Origin of the sequence: Exiguobacterium sp. R-39, from assembly GCF_049942815.1 — a bacterium.
Taxonomy (GTDB): domain Bacteria; phylum Bacillota; class Bacilli; order Exiguobacteriales; family Exiguobacteriaceae; genus Exiguobacterium_A.
Genome location: NZ_CP187965.1, coordinates 2,896,191 through 2,913,946, shown reverse-complemented (window position 1 = coordinate 2,913,946; position 17,756 = coordinate 2,896,191). Strand labels below are relative to the sequence as shown.

Below are 17,756 nucleotides of genomic sequence, written 5' to 3'. Positions count from 1 at the left end.
AGTACTTTCGCCTAATTTATATAGAACAAATGTTTTTGAGGGAGTATGATAGATGCAATTGGGTCATTTCATCTTAGGAGGAGTATGAATATGTTTTCACATAAAAGACGTTCACGTCTTGCGAAGTTCGGACGGTTCGGAGAACTGATTTATCATCAGTTATTCGATAAACCGGCCCGATTCATTGCGACCGGTTTTACCTTGACCATCTTACTGGGTGGTTTTTTACTGTGGTTACCTATGTCCCAACAGGCAGGTCAGGATGTATCGTTCATCGACTGTTTGTTCGTTGCGACTTCGGCCGGAACAGTGACAGGTCTTTCGACGATCAATATTGCCGAGTCCTTCAATCTGTTAGGACAAATCATCATGATGTTGCTGATTCAGGTCGGGGGACTCGGGTTCATGACGATTGCGCTTGTCTTGTTAAGCGTGACAGGACGAAAGATCGGTATCCGACAACGGATCATCATTCAAGAGATGTTTAATCTCGACAGTCCAGGCGGAACAATCCGTCTTACCCGGAACATCATCTTGACGACCGTCGTCGTTGAATTGATCGGGATGCTGTTGATTGCCCTCGACTTATTCATCCAATATAAGTATACGTTCGGCAAATCACTGTATTATGGACTGTTCCATGCCGTATCGGCCTTCAACAATGCAGGCTTTGCATTATGGGGCGATAACCTGGTCGGGTTTCAACAGGATACGACTTTCATCCTGACGATTGCCGCGTTATTGATGATTGGCGGACTCGGTTTTACCGTCATTGCGGATATCTCTGCGAAACGGAGTTTTAAGAAGATTTCCTTACATTCGAAACTGATGGTGTTGTCGCTTGTTGTCATCAATGGACTTGGGGTCCTTGCGATGATGATTTATGAATGGGTGTCGAACCTCGGATCGCTTCATGACAAATCCTTTTTTGAAGCGTTACACATTGTCTTCTTCCAAGTCGTCACGACGCGGACTGCAGGCTTTCAGACGATTGATTTAACGACGATGGTTCCGTTATCGATCGGATTGATGATGGTCTTGATGTATATCGGGGCAGGTTCTGCTTCGACGGGATCCGGAATCAAGGTCACGACGGCAGCTGTCATCTTGAAAAACGTCTGGACTTATCTGCGCGGACAACGTGAGACCGTCTTGATGCGACGGACGGTTCGGCCGCAGGCGATTCAAAAAGCTTATGCGATTGCCGTGTTTAGTCTCCTGTTCATTGCTTTGATCACGACGTTGCTTGCTTTGTCACAACCGAACATTTCTTTTGTCGGCTTGTTCTTCGAGACGGTGTCCGCATTCGGGACAGTCGGGCTGTCATTGAATGTCACAGCGGAATTAAACGACTTCGGGAAAGCCTTGATTATGTTTATGATGTTGCTCGGCCGGGTCGGATCGTTAACGATTCTGTTTACGTTTGCCGCTCAACACGATCGTTTGATTCGTTATCCGAAAGAAAATATGTTGATTGGTTGATGTTCCGGGAACAACCTGAAAAAGTGTCGTCTGGCCCATGTTTGATAGGGTGGACGACACTTTTTTTATTGGAAAAAGGAGAGACGCTTTGAAATCGGTCGGATAACAACCCGTGAATCGGTCATCCGATCATCGCGCGTCATACGGTTATCTTCGGTAATCTGCCACTTCGACCCATGCAGGATGTTCAAAGCTGTCACGATGTCAAAAAAAGAATGACTTGAATTCCCGTTTGCCAGATAAAGACCGGGTGTATACGTCGTGATAATCGTGTAAAGCGTCTGTGCCGTATCCTCTAAAAAAGCACAGGAAGGATACCACTCTGTGCTGGCGGGAATCGGACCTGCAATAGCGTGGCGTTCCAAATAATCAATCATTTTATTGGAGCCGGCTGCTTGCCCGATCTGCCAACCGATCCGGACGATGTACGCATCGGGATTGACCGCTTGGATCAGACGTTCGCACGTTCGTTTGTATACACCGTATTCATCCGTTGCTGCCGGCACGACCGCAGGATCATGAGGTCCTTTTTGATTGTCGGAATAGACGGAAGCCGTACTTGTAAAAAGAAACGGAATGTTTCGTTCAAACGACAGACGCGCAAGCGTTTCGGCAAATTCGGATGAACCCATCCCGATATGGAGCAACAAATCGGGTTGGACACGATCGATGAACGCTTCCATGACGGCAGGATCAGTCGTTGAGACGACAGACCGATCCCATGCGGTGATCTCGTAGTGATGGGATCGGAAGACGTCCGCGAGGACAGGAGCGACCGTTCCGTTCATGCCCGTTATTAAAACATTCATATTAGTTCTCCCGTCTGTGGATGTTTTGTTTTGTAATAGGCGACAAGGCGGGGAATCAGTTCCGCTAAATCTGGGCAGATGATACCGGTCCCGTCCAAATCACGCAATGTGTTACTCATATCATACCGGGCCGGATGCACGAAGTAATCAAGCGTCTGTCGCTGCATCTGTAAGCGTTTAGCGACGCGTGGTGTCAGCAGTGATGTGACGAGACGAAACGGGACGACCCCGCGTGGATAGGACCCGTAATAGACGACATGTAACATCTCGTAAATGGCGCGGGCACCATGCGGGAACGGATCGGTCAAGTGATAGGTCGTCCGGATGCCGGCCGGTGCATGACTGAGATATGTCGTCGCATTGACGACATAATCATACGGAACGAGGTTGATGAGTGCGTTCGCTCGTCCGGCATAAGGCAACGGGGCAAAAGGGCTCAAAAACCGTAGCGCATTTAGAACGAAATAGACACCATCCCACTTAGGTGTTTCACCAGTCTTGGAATGTCCGACCACGATTCCGGGCCGGATGATCGTATAGGGTAACGCTCCAACTTCTTCGCGGAACCGTACTTCTGCCATGTATTTCGTTTCTTCATAGGCATTTTTAAAGTCTGCCTGATGCAATAACTCATTTTCAGAAATCGTTCCGGTTCGAAGACCGGAAACGTATGCGGTACTGAAGTAAACATAACGCTCCAAGTGAACGAAGGTATGGGCAAGACGTGTCACATGAGAAGTGCCCGTGACGTTAATCCGAAAAGCAGCATCGTAAGAAGTCGCTAAGTCATACAGAGCAGCGAGGTGGAAGAGATGGGTGACGCGACCGGCCACCTCCTGCCGGATTGACCCAGGCAAACCCAGCCCTTCTTTTGTAATGTCGCCTTCAATCAAAATTAACTGTTCTTCCTTGAGCGGAGTCGTCCGCAAAAGCTGTTCTTTTTGCGAAACGGCACTCGCGTGTTCATGTTTAAGATGCAACAGATAAAAGCAGTCAATTTGCTCAGGAACAAGAGCCAAACGTTCGATCAGCTTCGTTGCCAAAAAGCCCGGAAATCCTGTCATCAGATAGGTTCGGTTCATTTTTTTTCAAAATCCTTTCGTGGATCAATTTCTAATACAATCGTGAACGTTGATCCTTGATTTAATTCTGATTCGACGGAGATAGCGCCTCCATGGGATTCTATGATTTCCTTACAGATGGCGAGCCCTAAACCGGTTCCACCGATTTTTCGGACAGCGGAATTGTCAACACGATAAAATTTTGTAAACAGTTTATCAAAAGCGGTGGATGGAATACCAAGCCCGTAATCGGTCACGCTCAAGATGGCTTGATCTGCTGCTTTTTCCAAGCGAACATCAATATGATCAGCGGCAGGTGAATATTTGATTGCATTGGATAACAGATTGATGATGACCTGTTTAACTTTGTCTTCATCAGCAAAAATGACAATCGGATCATCATCCATCGTGGCATGAATCGTATGTGTCTCTGCTGTTTCACCACAGGTTTCAATCGTTTCTGCTAACAATTGGCGTAACGAAAATGGTTTGAAGACATAGTCTTGTTTGCCACCTTCCATTCGCTGGATATCTAAAAAATCATTAAGAAGATTGGTTAGCCGTTTTGCTTCCTCATGAACGATTTCAACATACCGGGTCGTTTTTTCAGGTGTAGGTTGCCGGTAACGCAACAGTTCCATGAAACCAAGGATGGATGAGAGCGGCGTCCGCAATTCATGGGAGACGGTGCTAATCAATTCATCTTTGACGTGATTCATTTTTTGTTCTTCCGTCCGGTCACGGAATACGAATAAAAAGCCGTGACGAGAAAAACGACTGCGTTCTTTTTTGATCGAGGTCGCATAAAATTCAAAGTAGTGATGACTGGATTCATCGGGTTGCTGCAGCGTGAAGCGGAAGGAGATTTCGGAATGTTTCCCTGCCAGTAATTCCTCGACTTGCTGCAACATGGCGTAACGTGTTGCTAAATCGAGATTCGGAATCATACTGATCCGCTCCTGGATTTTACTTGGTGCGATACCAGGAACATCCAGCAGTTTACGTGCTTTAACGTTCATGTAGGTGAAACTGCCATCTTCCCCGGTCAGTAAAAAGCCTTCATTGGAAGCTTGAAGAATCGATTGCGTAATATCACGTTGACGCATGATGGCATTTTTTTCACGCTCCAACATCTTTTCGATTTTCTTTTGTTCGGTGATGTCGCGCACGACAGCGACGCGCATCCGTTTTTTTTCATATGTGATTTCGCGGGGAAACACTTCAATTTCGACAGAAGTGCCGTCTGCCCGCCGTCCGATGACTTCATAAGGTTCTTCATAATGATTCGTGATTCGGCGAATGACGGATTCCTGAAACTCAGGTTGGACAAAATCAAGAATCTGTTGTCCTTTTATCAGTTCGAGTCGGGTCCGGAAAATGATTTCCGCTGCCCGGTTAGCATCGAGAATGACGCCATCATTATGAAAGATGACGGCTTCAAGAACCGATTCGGCAATCAGACGGAATCGCCGTTCACTTTTTGCGAGATGCAGCTCGACTTGTTTTTGAGAACTGATGTCTGTAATGAATAAGAAGAAACCGCCATTTTTGAGACTTGTCATGTATAAGCGGCCATAAAACCGGGAACCGTCTGTTCGATGATACGTCCAGTCGTTTTCTGTACCCCGTCCGTGCAATAGAAGGATATCTTCATCGGACAGGTTTTTTAGATTCAACTGTTCCAGATGTTGTTTCCGGAGCTGGAATTCTTCCGGATCGTGGATCGAGATTGGTGTCATCTCCTGAGGCAGTGCGGCCGGATCGACACCGAACATCGTCCCGGCTGTTTCGTTAATGGCTGTGATACGGAAATTTGGATCCGTCACGAGAACAGCGGCATCGATGGTGGAATCCAATAATTGATGGAGATCAAGAGACTGGATTGTCACTAAAAAGAAATCCGTTTGTTCGACTGGGGAAATCGTCAACGTGTAAGGAAGAGAAACGATCTGAACCCGAGTTGAAATCGGAAAAAGTGTGTCTTCTAATAAAAAGAATGAAGAAAGCGATGTATCAGCTGATGACAGCCGGAACTGTTGATGAAATGCAGGATTCGCAAAGTCGATGATACCGAATCGATCCACTAGTACAACAGGCTCTTCGAGAGCGCGCAACGTTGCATGAATGACTCTGCTGAAAGAAGGAGATGAATGTTCTGCCATGAGCTACCTCCTTAAAAGGAATGAACGATAAACGGATGTGTGTAAAAAAGTCAGCAGGGTGACGTATTCTCTATATATTCTCCGTCTGATGACGTCGTTCCTATCACCTGCGCAAGAGAAGCTTGAATTTAGTATGATGAATTCAGAGAACAATCATGATTAAAGAGGGTATCACATAGAATCAGAAGGGTGGAAACAGCACGATGCAAAAACAAACAAAACGAAGAATGATTGCCTTCTTATTCGCAGTGAGCGGAGGAGCCGCTGCTTATTTTTTTTCGAGTTCTTGGGAACCTTTAATCTTGATTGTCAGTATAGTAGGGTGTACACTCTTTTTGATCCTTTCCTTCCTGACTCCATCATTAGCAAATCGACTGGACCGGATGGAAGGACGAGAGTTTGAGGAATGGTTGGTCGAGCTTTTTGAAAGAGCCGGGTATCGTGTCGAGTTGACACCGGCCTCACGTGATTTCGGAGCAGATTTATTGATTGAAGACGCACAAGGGTATAGGATTGCGATTCAAGCGAAACGGTATGGTTCAGTCGTAGGACTCGAAGCCGTTCAACAAGTGGCAGCTGCCGTCCCGTTTTACGGCATGGATGAAGGATGGGTCGTGACGAACTCGACCTACACGGAAGCCGCTTATCGTCTGGCAGAACCGAATCGGGTTCGGTTGATTGATCGGAACGAATTACTGGAATTTGCTCATGAAATTGGCTTTCGCTAATGTTGTCGAATGATTGTCGACAAAAGGGGGTTGTCAATTTGTTCAAACGGTGCAATAATCATTTTCGTTAACGAAATATCAGTCAGATAAAGAAAATCAAAATTATACGGAATGTCTAAATATACTGGGGACGAAATACCAGCACTTTTTAGCAGTGAGAGGAGAATTTCTGTTGCGCAAAGTTGTCTATGTGCAGGGTTGCGTTTTTTCGCAAGGTCATGCCGCGATTTATGATGAATCGCACCAAATGATTGGTGCAGTTCAACACGACGAAACCGGTCGTGTCCAAGTAATGAATGGTGAAGGTAGAGGGGTAGCGTTTGGTAAGTTCATCCCGACATGCAAGAAATGGGTCGTGATGAACCATGATGGTCAAGAAGTAGGTCAAATGCGTGAGAAATTTTCACTCTTCTCGAAGAAATGTGAGTACAATGTTTACGAACGTGGTACGTACACAATTTCCTTCGACCTGACAAAAGGAAAATTCTCAGTACGGAGTTCAGCGGGAGAAGTCGTCGCAGAATTGCTGCAAGACGGCGATGAATACCGTCTTGTCAAAGATGCGGATAAACTTTCGATGTACGAGTTACTCTCGGTTCTAAAAAGCCTGACGAATAACGTCAACTATAAATCACTTACAGCAGTTTAAACAAAAAAGATGTCCGGCCATCGCTTTGATGGTGGGACATCTTTTTTTGTTAAGTTTGTAAGACATGTTGAAGACGTTGCTTTGCTTCATGCGTCAGGTGCGATATACGGCGTGCGTAGAGGCAGAGCTGGAGGACATGGACCGTTTCAGGGCGATAAGCATTGATGCGCTCTAAGGACCGTCTCAAGCGTTTTTCCGTCAATTCGATTGGACCGCTTGTTTCCGCATGCTGGGTATACACAAGATAGAAATCGAGCGGACTGATCAAGTCATCTTCATCGATGTTTGGATTTTTGAAGACAATCGTCAATAATTCACGTGTTTCTTCCAGCGAAAACAGATGCTTTAAATCATCAAGTAAGTAAATGATGGCAGCCTGGTTAATGGAATACTTTTTACCACGGTGCGGAACACCGATGATGTCACGGACTTCACGTTTCGTCCAATTTTGAATCGTCGTTGCCGACATATGCTCCCCGATCAATGCATTGGCAAGGTGGACGATTTCATTAATGGATAAGCCATTTTTGGAAGGGTCGAACTGTTTGAGGCGGGTCATTACTTTTGGCAGATCGGCTTCCTCTTCAGATGCGAGTGTTCCGATTCCTTTGCCTTCTTTCAAACGAAGCAGGCAACTGGATAACGTTTGTACAGCTTGAGCATCATACATGCAGAATACTTCCTCTCTAGAACGTCATTTGACCTTATGTTAACAAATGGAGGTTCGAAAGAGCAAACGCCAATCGAACAAAGTACAATGAAACTATCAGAAAAAGGGGGATTCGTATGGAGTGGATTGCGGCAATCGGAACAATCGTCGTCGTTGGAATCGTCTTAGCCCTTCTCGAATGGTTGGGAAAGAAACGACAGGCGCAACCCGAGACGATTCGAAAGTGGATTCATATCGCGGTCGGGCACTGGGTGTTTCTCGCGCTTGCCTGGATGGAGCATTGGTATGTAGCAATTACACCATTGCTGTTCTTTACACTGGTTAATCTGGTCACCTTAAAACGAGGGACCGGACAGATGAATCAGGTAGAACGGATTTCATATGGAACGGTGTATTATCCAATCTCCTTAGCCTTATTAGTTCTGTTTTTCTTTGAACAGGAGCCGATGGCACTTATTGCAGGAAGCATGGTCCTTGCCTGGGGAGACGGAGCAGCTGCACTCGTCGGAAAACGGTTCGGGAAAACATTTTACACCCGTGGAAAAATCCGTCGCTCGTTTGAAGGAAGCATTGCGATGTTTTTAGCTTCGTTCCTCGTCTTGACGGTGACGTTCTTATGTTATGAAGTACCGACCTGGCTCGCTGTCAGTTACGGCTTTTTACTGGCGAATATCGCAGCTTTGATTGAGGCAGTGTCTTACCGGGATACCGATAACCTGTTGATTCCGCTGACGATTGGAGCTCTTGTCGCCTTTGCCTTGTAAATTACGGACGGTGCAACAGACGACGGACGAAATAACGGCTCCGGATCGACAGGTAGAGCGGAATGGACCGGATTCCAGCATGGCGATACGTCAAATCGCGGCAGATGGTCTTGAAAACAGTCTGATACATCCGTTCCTCTGATTGATCATAAACGGCTGCCCACATGCTGTGTTCAATCATCAAGGAAAGCATGGAATCGAGCTGGAAGACGGTGTCTTCATCCGGTTCGCCGTCCAGTGTCTTACAGAACAGGTCATAACGCATTTCCGCATTGTTGGCAGCGATTGCATGGAACATCATATCGTGACGGTGATCCGGAATCTCGAGCAGCATCGCATACAAGGATTCGAGCACATAGTCGTCATGACCCGGCATGGCTTGCATCATATCGATGGTCATCAAGGTACCTTCTCCGCCAGGACCAATCTTTTTTAAGTACTGAAGAGCATGGGAAGCGGCCTCACCATAAAATTCCCGGTCATAATAATGGACGGCCAAATGCCGGTGGACACTCGGTTCATCCGGAAAAAGCGACAAAGCGGCCAAAAAATGCTGTTCCGCTTCGTGTTGAAATTGTTCGACTTCACTCATCAAGCCGAGCAGCAAGTGAGCCCGGACATGATCGCCGGTTTTAGCACGTGTCTGCTCCAGTTGCCGACGGGCAGCTGAAAAATTTTGCTCATGAAACAACGCATAGGCTTCTGCAATTCCTGGGAGGGGATGGTTCGGTGCTAGCTGCCGAAGTCGCTCAATTTTTTGCTGAAACAGCGTTGGTTCGAATTCAACTGTTAAATGATGTAACAAATCGACTTCCGCAAATGGAATCGTGATCTCGTTTGATTGTGCGTGTAGCGTATGTACCATGTTAAAACCACCTTATATCGTGTTATGTGTTCATCATAAGGGAAATGGAAGACAAGAAACAGTCCGTTGCACGGAGCAACGGACTGTTTCCGGTCATATAGAATGGACTTAAGCGTGTAAGTGAAGAACGTCTTCAACCGATTTGTACGTATATCCGAGATCGCGGGCGACAGCTTCGTACGTGACAAATCCTTGCGCGACATTCAGACCTTTTTCAAGCGAGACGTTTTCGGCGAGTGCACGGTGTGTTCCTTTGTTTGCGAGTTCCAATACATAAGGAAGCGTTGCATTCGTCAAAGCGAGTGTTGATGTGCGTGGAACCGCACCCGGCATGTTAGCGACAGCGTAGTGAACAACACCGAACTTTTCATACGTCGGATCATCGTGTGTCGAAATCCGGTCAACTGTTTCGAAGATTCCGCCTTGGTCAATCGCAACGTCAACGATGACAGAACCCGGTTTCATGCGTTCGACCATTTCAGCTGTGACGAGTTTCGGCGCCTTTGCTCCAGGAATCAAGACGGCACCGACAACAAGATCGCTTTCAGCGACAGCTTCTGCAATCGTATACGGATTTGAAATCAGCGTGTTGATTGAATTACCGAAAATGTCATCGAGTTGACGGAGACGTTCCGGACTGACATCGATGATGGTGACATCTGCACCGAGACCAACGGCAAGTTTTGCTGCGTTTGTTCCAACGACTCCACCGCCGATGACCGTTACTTTACCGCGACGGACACCAGGAACACCTGCAAGCAGGATGCCCATACCACCGTGCGGTTTTTCAAGAAACTGAGCACCGATTTGTGACGCCATCCGACCGGCCACTTCGCTCATCGGTGTTAAGAGTGGTAACGTCCGGTTTTTTTCGACCGTTTCGTATGCGATTGCTGTAATTTTTGAATCGACGAGTGCACGTGTCAACTCAGGTTCTGCAGCCAGATGAAGGTATGTGAACAATGTGAGTTCCGGACGGAAGTATTGATATTCCGAAGCAACCGGTTCCTTAACTTTCAATGCCAGCTCGGCAGTAGCCCAAACTTCAGCCGCTGTCTCGATGATTTGTGCCCCTGCTTGCGTGTATTCTTCGTTTGTAAAGCCGCTCCCCATACCAGCAGTTGTTTCGACGATGACCGTATGTCCTTGACCCGTTAAAGCCGCTACCCCAGCAGGCGTTAACGCGACACGATTTTCATTGTTTTTAATTTCCTTTAATACTCCGATGATCATAAATGCGATCCCCTTTCGCGAATAAACAAACAGTGTGTCACTTCTCCTTCAGTATACGAGAAATGAAAGCGTTCTACTTTATCGGCGATTTCAAAAATACAAGCAATCCTTTGTGAAAAATCACAAAGGATAACGGTCTGCTTTTAAATACAGGTAAAGAAGGGCACGTTCCGGAAGCGACTCCATCCGGATACCGGCTTCTTCCTCGATTCTTCGCATCCGATACAAAATCGTATTCGGGTGGACATGCAGGTGGGAAGCGACCTGTTTGACGTTTCCGTCATAATGAAGGAACCACTCCAACGTCTCACATAACGAAGCGGCATGTTTCCCGTCATAGGCGCGTAATCGCTCAATCTCTTCTAAACGAACGGTCCTTCTGCGCAGACGTTCGGAAAAAATCGGTAACAGCTGGAATAAACCAAGACGCTCATATCGTGTGACGGTATTTAACTCAAACGGAAATGCATCTTTTAACCGGAGAACGATCCCCGTTTCTTCGTAACGTTCCGGAATCGACTGAACGCCGGTAAATACTTCACTGCTGGCAGAGATGAATTTCGTGTAATTAAATCGTTCGGCAAGCATTTGTCGGAAAGATTGAATGAAGGCATCAAATTGTAATCGTTCGTGGTGGGCATCTTTATCATTTGTGCTGATCCACAAAATAAAATCGGTTTCATCGTACGCGTACAAAAGCGGTCGGACGGTTTGTTGGATAGTCAGCAAATAACGTAACCGATCAGCAAGTCGCGGTGTGATGGCTTCTGAAAACCGGATCACCATCAGGCGACTGATTCCGGGTGGAGCAATGTGTAGTTTAGAGAAGGTCTTTAAAATTTCCGACTCGGACATGTCTTCGTGAAGTAATTCAAAAAAGAATTGTTCGGATTTTTCTTCTTGGCGTTTCTTTTGCATATCGATGGCGAGTAACTGCCGTTGAGCCAGCAAAGCTCCTTTTTTTAAGTCGGATAACTCGGTTTCTGAAAAGGGGATGCTGCGGGCGATTGACCAAATGTACCCTAAAATTTCTGTATCTTGCTTGATCGCAATCGCGACACGGTCATTCAAACCGACACCTGTACGGGCTGAAATGATCAACGGTTCATTTTGTGCCGCAAGATTCTGAATGACTTCGTCTTTCCACAGTTGATCAATGACCGATTCAGGGACGCGTCGCCCGATAATCGTTGCAATCCGGGCCGGGTCCGTATCGGCAGTGTGTGTACTATAAGCAAGCAATCGGTGATTACGATCCTCGATGGTAATTGGAGCACTCAGTGCGACACCAATCGCTTCCGCTAAGTCCTCAAGGGAATGATACGTCGCTTCCAACATAAAAATCAGACCTTCTTTCTCTATATAAAATACTGTTGAAGTAAGTATATCTTTGGTTGTGCATAAGAACAAAGAGTTTTCCGATAAGTTGTAAGTTTTAACAAAATATAAAGAACGGATGAATATGAAAACCAGGCACAAAAAAGACCTCCCGACCGTTATCCGGATCTGCCGGGGAACGGTCGGGAGGCGAAATTATAGGGAGAATCAGCGTCGGACAGAGCGTTTACGACTGTAGACGACGAGTGTCAGTAAGAAAACAAGACTGAGGGCAATCAAGACAATCAGTGAAGCCGTATTGAAATGAAGGACTTCAAGAAGGACGCTTGTTGCAACTGTCAGATAAAAAATACCGAGATATTTTTTGACGAAAGGACTGTCGAAATGAGCCAACTGTTTCGCGCCGATTGGAGCACCAAGTAATGCTCCGATGATTAGCATGACCCCGACGAGGAGATCGACATCTGTACTTGCGACCGTATAGTTGACGAGGCCGGACAAGACGATCAGTAGGGCCGAAGCAATACTCGTTCCGACTGCCCGTTTCAATTCATATCCGGCGATACCGACGAGTAGTGGTGTAATGATGAAACCACCGCTGACACCAAGCAAGGACGAGATGAATCCTGCGAACAGCCCAATGAAACCAAGTGCCAGATACCGGTTTTTCCAACCGGTTTGTGCACCTGACGAGGACTTTGGACGTAAAAACTTATTGGCAAAGTATAATAATAAACCGATATACACAACCGAGATGACGAGATGGGCACCGTTCACTGCCTCTAATCGGAGAACGATCGGAGTCGCGATGGTAGAACCGATGATACCGACTAAACCGACGACCAGGCTGTCACGCCAGACCACATTTTTCAGGCGGAGGTGTGATAGGGTACCGGATACGGTTGAACCGAGCGTCAACATTAAACTCGTCGCGATAGCGACGCTTGGGGAGAAGCCGAGAATCAGTAAAAGCGGTGTTAAGATGATGCCGCCGCCGATTCCAAAGAAACCAGAGATGATACCAATGAAAAAGCCGAGTGGTAAAAAATAATAAAATTCCATGTAAGACATTCCTTTCACATTACATCATACGGTTAGTATGGCAATCCGTTCGTAAAATGTAAAAGGGAACGGCTCCTTCAAGGGGGTTGAAGGAGCCGTTAAGGGGATTATTCTTTTGATGCAGCAACTTCAGTTGCTGCATCAATACCGGTATTGGCTTTGACAAGAATACGTTCGAAGTTACCGGCCACTTCGTCCGATTTCGTAACAAGTGTTCCGATAATCGCACCTAGAAAACCAAGTGGAATCGAAACAATTCCCGGATTCGACAGTGGGAATAATGCTTCCCCGACGAATAAGGCTGAACCGTCAACTGCCCAGATATTAGGACTGAGCGCGACGAGAAGCAGTGAAGAGAAAAGACCGACGACCATACCTGTGACAGCTCCGCCAGTATTGAAACGGCGCCAGAAAATCGTCAGCAAAATGACGGGCAAATTGGCACTGGCTGCCACTGCAAAGGCCAGTGAAACAAGGAAAGCGACGTTCATTGATTGTGCAAATAACGCCAGTACCATCGAAACGAGTGCGACGGCAATGGAAGCGAGGCGCGCAGCCGTCATTTGTTCTTTTTCCGTTGCTTGTCCTTTACGCAGAATATGACTGTAAAAATCATGGGCAAAGGCGGAAGCAGCCGATAAAACCAGTCCGGCAACTACGGCAAGGATGGTCGCAAAAGCAACAGCCGCAACGAAGGCGAACAGTAAGTCTCCACCAAGCGCCTGCGCAAGGAGAGGGGCGGCCATGTTTCCGGCTGCATTCGCAGCGATGATGTCATCTGCTCCAACGAAGGCAGCGGCTCCAAAGCCGAGGAAAATCGTTAAGATATAAAACGCACCGATGATCCAGGTCGCATAAACAACGGATTTCCGGGCAGTCGGTGCATCTTTAACTGTAAAGAAGCGGATTAAGATATGCGGCAAGCCGGCTGTTCCGAGAACAAGTGCCAAGTTTAAGGAAATCGTATCGAGCGGTAACTTAAACTTATTACCGGGATTCAAGAAGGAGTCACCGAGCGGTGTGGCTTGTTTCACTTCCGAGAACATCTTCATGATCGAGAAGTCGAATTTAGCAAATACCATGAAGGAAATGACGGCTGTACCGGCCATCAACAAAATCGCTTTGATGATTTGCACCCATGAGGTGGCCGTCATCCCGCCAAACACAACGTACACAGTCATCAGAATACCGACGATGATGACACTTGTCGTATATGGAATTCCGAGTAACAACTCAATCAAAGCACCGGCTCCGACCAATTGCGCAATCATGTAGAAAATGGAAATAACAATCGAGTTCATCGCTGCGACACCCCGAACTTTCGAGGCATTAAAACGGGCAGCAATCATATCAGCCATCGTGTATTTTCCTAAGTTGCGCAACGGTTCGGCAACGAGATAGAGAACAACAAGATAGGCAACGAGAAAACCGATCGAATAAAAAAATCCGTCGAATCCGGCCAGGGCGATCATTCCGGCAATTCCGAGGAAGGAAGCCGCAGACATATAGTCACCGGCAATGGCGATACCGTTTTGAGCACCGGTCAAGCCACCGTCCGCAGTATAAAAATCATTCGCCGTCTTTGTTTTACGGGCAGCGAAATATGTAATGACGAGTGTTAACCCGACAATCGCAGCGAATAGGGCGACAGCGGTATAGTTCATCGTGATTCCTCCTTGATCTGTTCGACCAATCGATCAAACGAACGTGCTTTTTTGTTATAAAGCGTACAAAACGTCCACGTCATGATGAACTGCAGGAAAGCAAATAACCAAGCCCCTGTGATATCACCAAGTAATGGCCGATTCAAGAAGGTAAAATAGCTGGTCATGATGGGAAGCGTAAAATAAAAAATGAGACAAAATACAATGGCCGGTAAGATGAATGCATTTTTTTCGCGCATCAATTGTTTAAACGATGCACTTTCGACGATTGTCTGGGCAGAGCGTGTCGTTTCCGTCTTCGCTGTTTCAGATACCTGGTGCATGAGACGCCTCCTTTGAAAATGAATTTAAATTCATTATAGAGACAGTTCCTTTGGAAAATCTATCCTAATTTAGAAGGGGGAATTCGAGATATTATATTAATATTGGTCTTACCATTTTATTGTAAGCGTTTTCAATGTTGGACAAAATGTGAACGTTATTTTAAAAACATATTAATATGAAAAAATGATTCAAAAGTCCTGCCTGGAAAAATAAAGGGAAATGAATAAAAAACGTTGAAATCCGCATAATTAAAAGACACACCCTGATGGAGGATGTGCCGACAGTTGGTTATATCATTTGTTATTGTCCCCGATTTCCTGTTCAAGATCACGTAGTGACTTCGAACGTCGTGCGAGGGCGCGCCGTTTGATGATTTCTTCGACGCCACGACTGACTCCCCAGATGGCGAGTAAAATCAGAAACAGAAAAACAAGACGGATCGGTCGTTCCAAAAATGTTGACCATTCTTTACCGATTAACGAGAAGATGATGACGACGATCAGTCGACCCGCTCCAGCGGCAATCAAATACGTCCGAAGTGACAGTTGAATCATTGCAGAAATCGCTGTAATGATAAAGGCCGGCATGAACGGAAGTGAAAAGAAAAAACCAAGCGAAATCGGACTCATATGGCGAACCCGTTCAATCCACTGCTGGGCGGCTTTATGTTGTTCAAGCCACCTCGTGACAGGGCGGCGAAATAAATAACGGATACAGGCAAAGACGACAAGAGAACCGAGCATACTACCGACCCAAGAGACGAGTACACCCATCCAAAAGCCATAAGTCGCTGCATTGGCGGAAATGATAAGAACAAGCGGGAGGAACGGAAAAAGTGATTCCAGAAAAGGAGCAATCAATCCGGTCGATGCACCACCCGGAAGATCCTGGAGAAACGTAATCATTTGTTCAATCCACTGACGGACGGTTTGGAGCATTCGGAATCCTCCTTACAAAATAAACTGCTAACTTCTATTTTAACTCTTTCCCCGTCAGAAAGGAAAAACTTTATCGTGCTGTCCGCTGAACTGCCAATTGTACAATTCAAATGAAGTTGGTATTATACTTAAATGGGTGCGTTTTGCAGGCGTTCCCAGCTAGCTAATAGCTATGACGCTTCGTTCGCCAACGTTCGTTTTACTGCAAAAAACTGACATGGGGGCCAATGAGGATTATGAAACCTTATCGCGTACTATTATTTTATAAGTATGTTCCGATCGACAATGCGGAACAATTAACAAAAGAGCATCTTGCCTATTGCAAAGAGCTTGGCATCAAAGGAAGAATCCTGATTGCACCAGAAGGAATCAATGGCACACTGTCTGGAACAGTCGAACAAACCGATCAATACATGCAGGACCTGCTTGCCGATCCACGGTTTAGTGACATCGAGTTCAAAATCGATGAGGTCGACGAACATGCCTTCAAGAAAATTTTCGTTCGTTATAAAAGCGAACTGGTCACATGGCGCTTTGAAGATGAATTCAACGTGCCGGAAGAACATGCGGCGTATCTTGAACCGGCGGAGTGGAAAAATATGATGCAAAATGAAGATGTCGTCATTCTGGATGTCCGGAACAACTACGAATACGATCTCGGTCATTTTAAAAATGCCGTCAAGGTCGATGTCGATGCCTCACGTGAATTTCCGCAATGGCTCGATGAAAATGAACACTTGTTTGAAGGGAAAAAAGTTCTGACGTATTGTACGGGCGGTGTCCGTTGTGAAAAATTCACGGCATATTTCCGTAAACGTCAAAACAGCGACGACATCTTCCACTTAAAAGGCGGCGTCGTCATGTATGGGAAAGATGAAGCGACACGTGGAGAAGACTGGGAAGGGGAATTGTATGTGTTCGATGAACGCATTCAAGTACCTGTTAACGAAGTCAATCCAACGGTTGTCTCGACTTGTTATTACTGTGGAAAAGACGAAACACGATACGTGAACTGTGCAAATCCGGAATGTAATCGTCAACACTTCTGCTGTGAAGAATGTGAACCGAAAGTGATGCGTTCTTGTTCAGACGAATGCCGGGAACACCCACGCAACCGTTATGTAAAAGAACAAATGGAAGAACTGGTAAAGTAATCATGGATGAATAAAAGCAGGCTGACAAAATCCGAATCCGGGATTTCGTCGGCCTGCTTTTTTAGGATGGAAATAAGAAACGAAGGATTTCTGGCATCCGTTTTGCCCATTCGGTCTCGTGATGGATCGCACCGGGAATGATTTCGTAAGTCGCTTGTTGGACTTTTTTTTGAACGGCTTTCGCAAGAACCTCGTTTGTATGAAGATAGTCATTTTCCGTCATCGGTCCGCTCGTTTCTTTCGTACCAACATCCATATAACAACGCTGGTGCTCGGATAAACGTGGACTGCGCTCAATGAATTCCAGTAAAGAAGAAAAATTCGCCCAACCGGCCGTTGATAAAGCAGCGACACGTGTGAAGATTTCCGGATAAGCGAACAAGCCATACAATGAAATGACACCCCCCATCGAACTGCCGATCATCGTCGTATCCGTTGGAATCGTCGCATACTGCGAGTCAATATACGGTTTTAGTTCATGAACGATCCAGTGCATGTATTGCTTTCCGTTGCCGCCAATCGTCTTGCGATGAGACGGATAGGCCGTGCGCATTAAAAGGGCTTCGTCCGTCCAAGGGGCATACTCATCGTAGCGGTCCATTCCATCATCCGGACTGTCGATGGCGACGATCATCGCATGCAACTGAACAGTATGGAGTGCATGATGGACTTCCCAGCCTTTTCCGAACGAAGCGGTCTCACCACTGAAGACATTTTGACCGTCATGCATATAAATGACTGGGAGCGCTTCGTCGACAGGTAGTTCGGTCGGACGATAAATCCGGATTGTTCGAGGCGAGGCTAGAGTCGAAATCGTTCGTTCAATTTCAGTAATTGACAAGATAGTCACGAC

General features: G+C 46.4%; 17 protein-coding genes. 5 read left to right on the top strand and 12 right to left on the bottom strand.

The window, feature by feature from the left end; translation table 11 throughout:
- Positions 1 to 90 precede the first annotated feature (90 nt).
- Entirely contained in the window at positions 91 to 1,482 is a 1,392-nt protein-coding gene (locus ACP26N_RS15205; RefSeq protein ID WP_188004883.1) for a TrkH family potassium uptake protein, read from the top strand.
- Positions 1,483 to 1,547: 65 nt separating this feature from the next.
- On the opposite strand, the gene ACP26N_RS15200 is transcribed toward ACP26N_RS15205, so the two are convergent.
- From ACP26N_RS15200 to ACP26N_RS15190, 3 genes are read right to left on the bottom strand one after another with little or no spacing between them, the layout of a single operon-like run.
- Entirely contained in the window at positions 1,548 to 2,291 is a 744-nt protein-coding gene (locus ACP26N_RS15200; protein WP_426354293.1) for a sugar nucleotide-binding protein, read from the bottom strand.
- Complete coding sequence (locus tag ACP26N_RS15195; protein WP_131973498.1) at positions 2,288 to 3,373, bottom strand: SDR family oxidoreductase; 1,086 nt, start codon at positions 3,371 to 3,373, stop codon at positions 2,288 to 2,290. The genes ACP26N_RS15200 and ACP26N_RS15195 overlap by 4 nt, the downstream gene beginning before the upstream one ends.
- On the bottom strand, positions 3,370 to 5,514 hold the full coding sequence (locus ACP26N_RS15190) for an ATP-binding protein (protein WP_426354292.1): 2,145 nt from the start codon (positions 5,512 to 5,514) through the stop codon (positions 3,370 to 3,372). Before ACP26N_RS15190 ends, ACP26N_RS15195 begins: the two co-directional genes overlap by 4 nt.
- A gap of 203 nt (positions 5,515 to 5,717) precedes the next feature.
- Between ACP26N_RS15190 and ACP26N_RS15185 the strand changes: the two genes are divergently transcribed.
- Both ACP26N_RS15185 and ACP26N_RS15180 read left to right on the top strand, forming a co-directional pair.
- Positions 5,718 to 6,242, top strand: coding sequence for a restriction endonuclease (locus ACP26N_RS15185; protein ID WP_131503490.1), 525 nt, complete (start codon positions 5,718 to 5,720; stop codon positions 6,240 to 6,242).
- A gap of 172 nt (positions 6,243 to 6,414) precedes the next feature.
- Positions 6,415 to 6,891, top strand: a complete 477-nt coding sequence (locus tag ACP26N_RS15180; RefSeq protein WP_026827182.1) for a hypothetical protein — start codon at positions 6,415 to 6,417, stop codon at positions 6,889 to 6,891.
- 49 nt (positions 6,892 to 6,940) lie between these two features.
- Here the strand turns inward: ACP26N_RS15180 and ACP26N_RS15175 are convergent, their stop codons facing one another.
- On the bottom strand, positions 6,941 to 7,561 hold the full coding sequence (locus ACP26N_RS15175; RefSeq protein ID WP_131973497.1) for a DUF1836 domain-containing protein: 621 nt from the start codon (positions 7,559 to 7,561) through the stop codon (positions 6,941 to 6,943).
- A gap of 116 nt (positions 7,562 to 7,677) precedes the next feature.
- Between ACP26N_RS15175 and ACP26N_RS15170 the strand changes: the two genes are divergently transcribed.
- Positions 7,678 to 8,325: a diacylglycerol/polyprenol kinase family protein gene (locus ACP26N_RS15170; RefSeq protein ID WP_426354290.1), complete on the top strand. Its 648-nt coding sequence runs from the start codon at positions 7,678 to 7,680 to the stop codon at positions 8,323 to 8,325.
- A gap of 1 nt (position 8,326) precedes the next feature.
- Here ACP26N_RS15170 and ACP26N_RS15165 read toward each other — a convergent pair whose 3' ends face one another.
- The 7 genes from ACP26N_RS15165 to ACP26N_RS15135 all read right to left on the bottom strand — a co-directional run bounded on the left by ACP26N_RS15165 (position 8,327) and on the right by ACP26N_RS15135 (position 15,749).
- On the bottom strand, positions 8,327 to 9,190 hold the full coding sequence (locus ACP26N_RS15165) for a tetratricopeptide repeat protein (RefSeq protein WP_188004882.1): 864 nt from the start codon (positions 9,188 to 9,190) through the stop codon (positions 8,327 to 8,329).
- A 108-nt stretch (positions 9,191 to 9,298) separates the two neighbouring features.
- Entirely contained in the window at positions 9,299 to 10,423 is a 1,125-nt protein-coding gene (gene ald, locus ACP26N_RS15160) for an alanine dehydrogenase (RefSeq protein ID WP_131973494.1), read from the bottom strand.
- A 120-nt stretch (positions 10,424 to 10,543) separates the two neighbouring features.
- On the bottom strand, positions 10,544 to 11,761 hold the full coding sequence (locus ACP26N_RS15155; RefSeq protein ID WP_131973493.1) for a PucR family transcriptional regulator: 1,218 nt from the start codon (positions 11,759 to 11,761) through the stop codon (positions 10,544 to 10,546).
- 207 nt (positions 11,762 to 11,968) lie between these two features.
- Entirely contained in the window at positions 11,969 to 12,823 is an 855-nt protein-coding gene (locus ACP26N_RS15150; protein WP_188004881.1) for a sulfite exporter TauE/SafE family protein, read from the bottom strand.
- 107 nt (positions 12,824 to 12,930) lie between these two features.
- Complete coding sequence (locus ACP26N_RS15145; protein WP_188004880.1) at positions 12,931 to 14,487, bottom strand: solute symporter family protein; 1,557 nt, start codon at positions 14,485 to 14,487, stop codon at positions 12,931 to 12,933.
- Entirely contained in the window at positions 14,484 to 14,810 is a 327-nt protein-coding gene (locus ACP26N_RS15140) for a DUF485 domain-containing protein (protein ID WP_114596635.1), read from the bottom strand. The genes ACP26N_RS15145 and ACP26N_RS15140 overlap by 4 nt, the downstream gene beginning before the upstream one ends.
- A 294-nt stretch (positions 14,811 to 15,104) precedes the next feature.
- Complete coding sequence (locus ACP26N_RS15135; RefSeq protein ID WP_114596634.1) at positions 15,105 to 15,749, bottom strand: TVP38/TMEM64 family protein; 645 nt, start codon at positions 15,747 to 15,749, stop codon at positions 15,105 to 15,107.
- A 236-nt stretch (positions 15,750 to 15,985) separates the two neighbouring features.
- Between ACP26N_RS15135 and ACP26N_RS15130 the strand changes: the two genes are divergently transcribed.
- Positions 15,986 to 16,903 (top strand): rhodanese-related sulfurtransferase, encoded by a 918-nt coding sequence (locus tag ACP26N_RS15130; protein ID WP_114596633.1) that lies wholly within the window; start codon positions 15,986 to 15,988, stop codon positions 16,901 to 16,903.
- Positions 16,904 to 16,964: 61 nt separating this feature from the next.
- Here ACP26N_RS15130 and ACP26N_RS15125 read toward each other — a convergent pair whose 3' ends face one another.
- A complete protein-coding gene (locus ACP26N_RS15125) occupies positions 16,965 to 17,753 on the bottom strand; it encodes an alpha/beta hydrolase (RefSeq protein WP_426354287.1) in 789 nt (262 codons plus the stop codon).
- Positions 17,754 to 17,756: the final 3 nt, after the last annotated feature.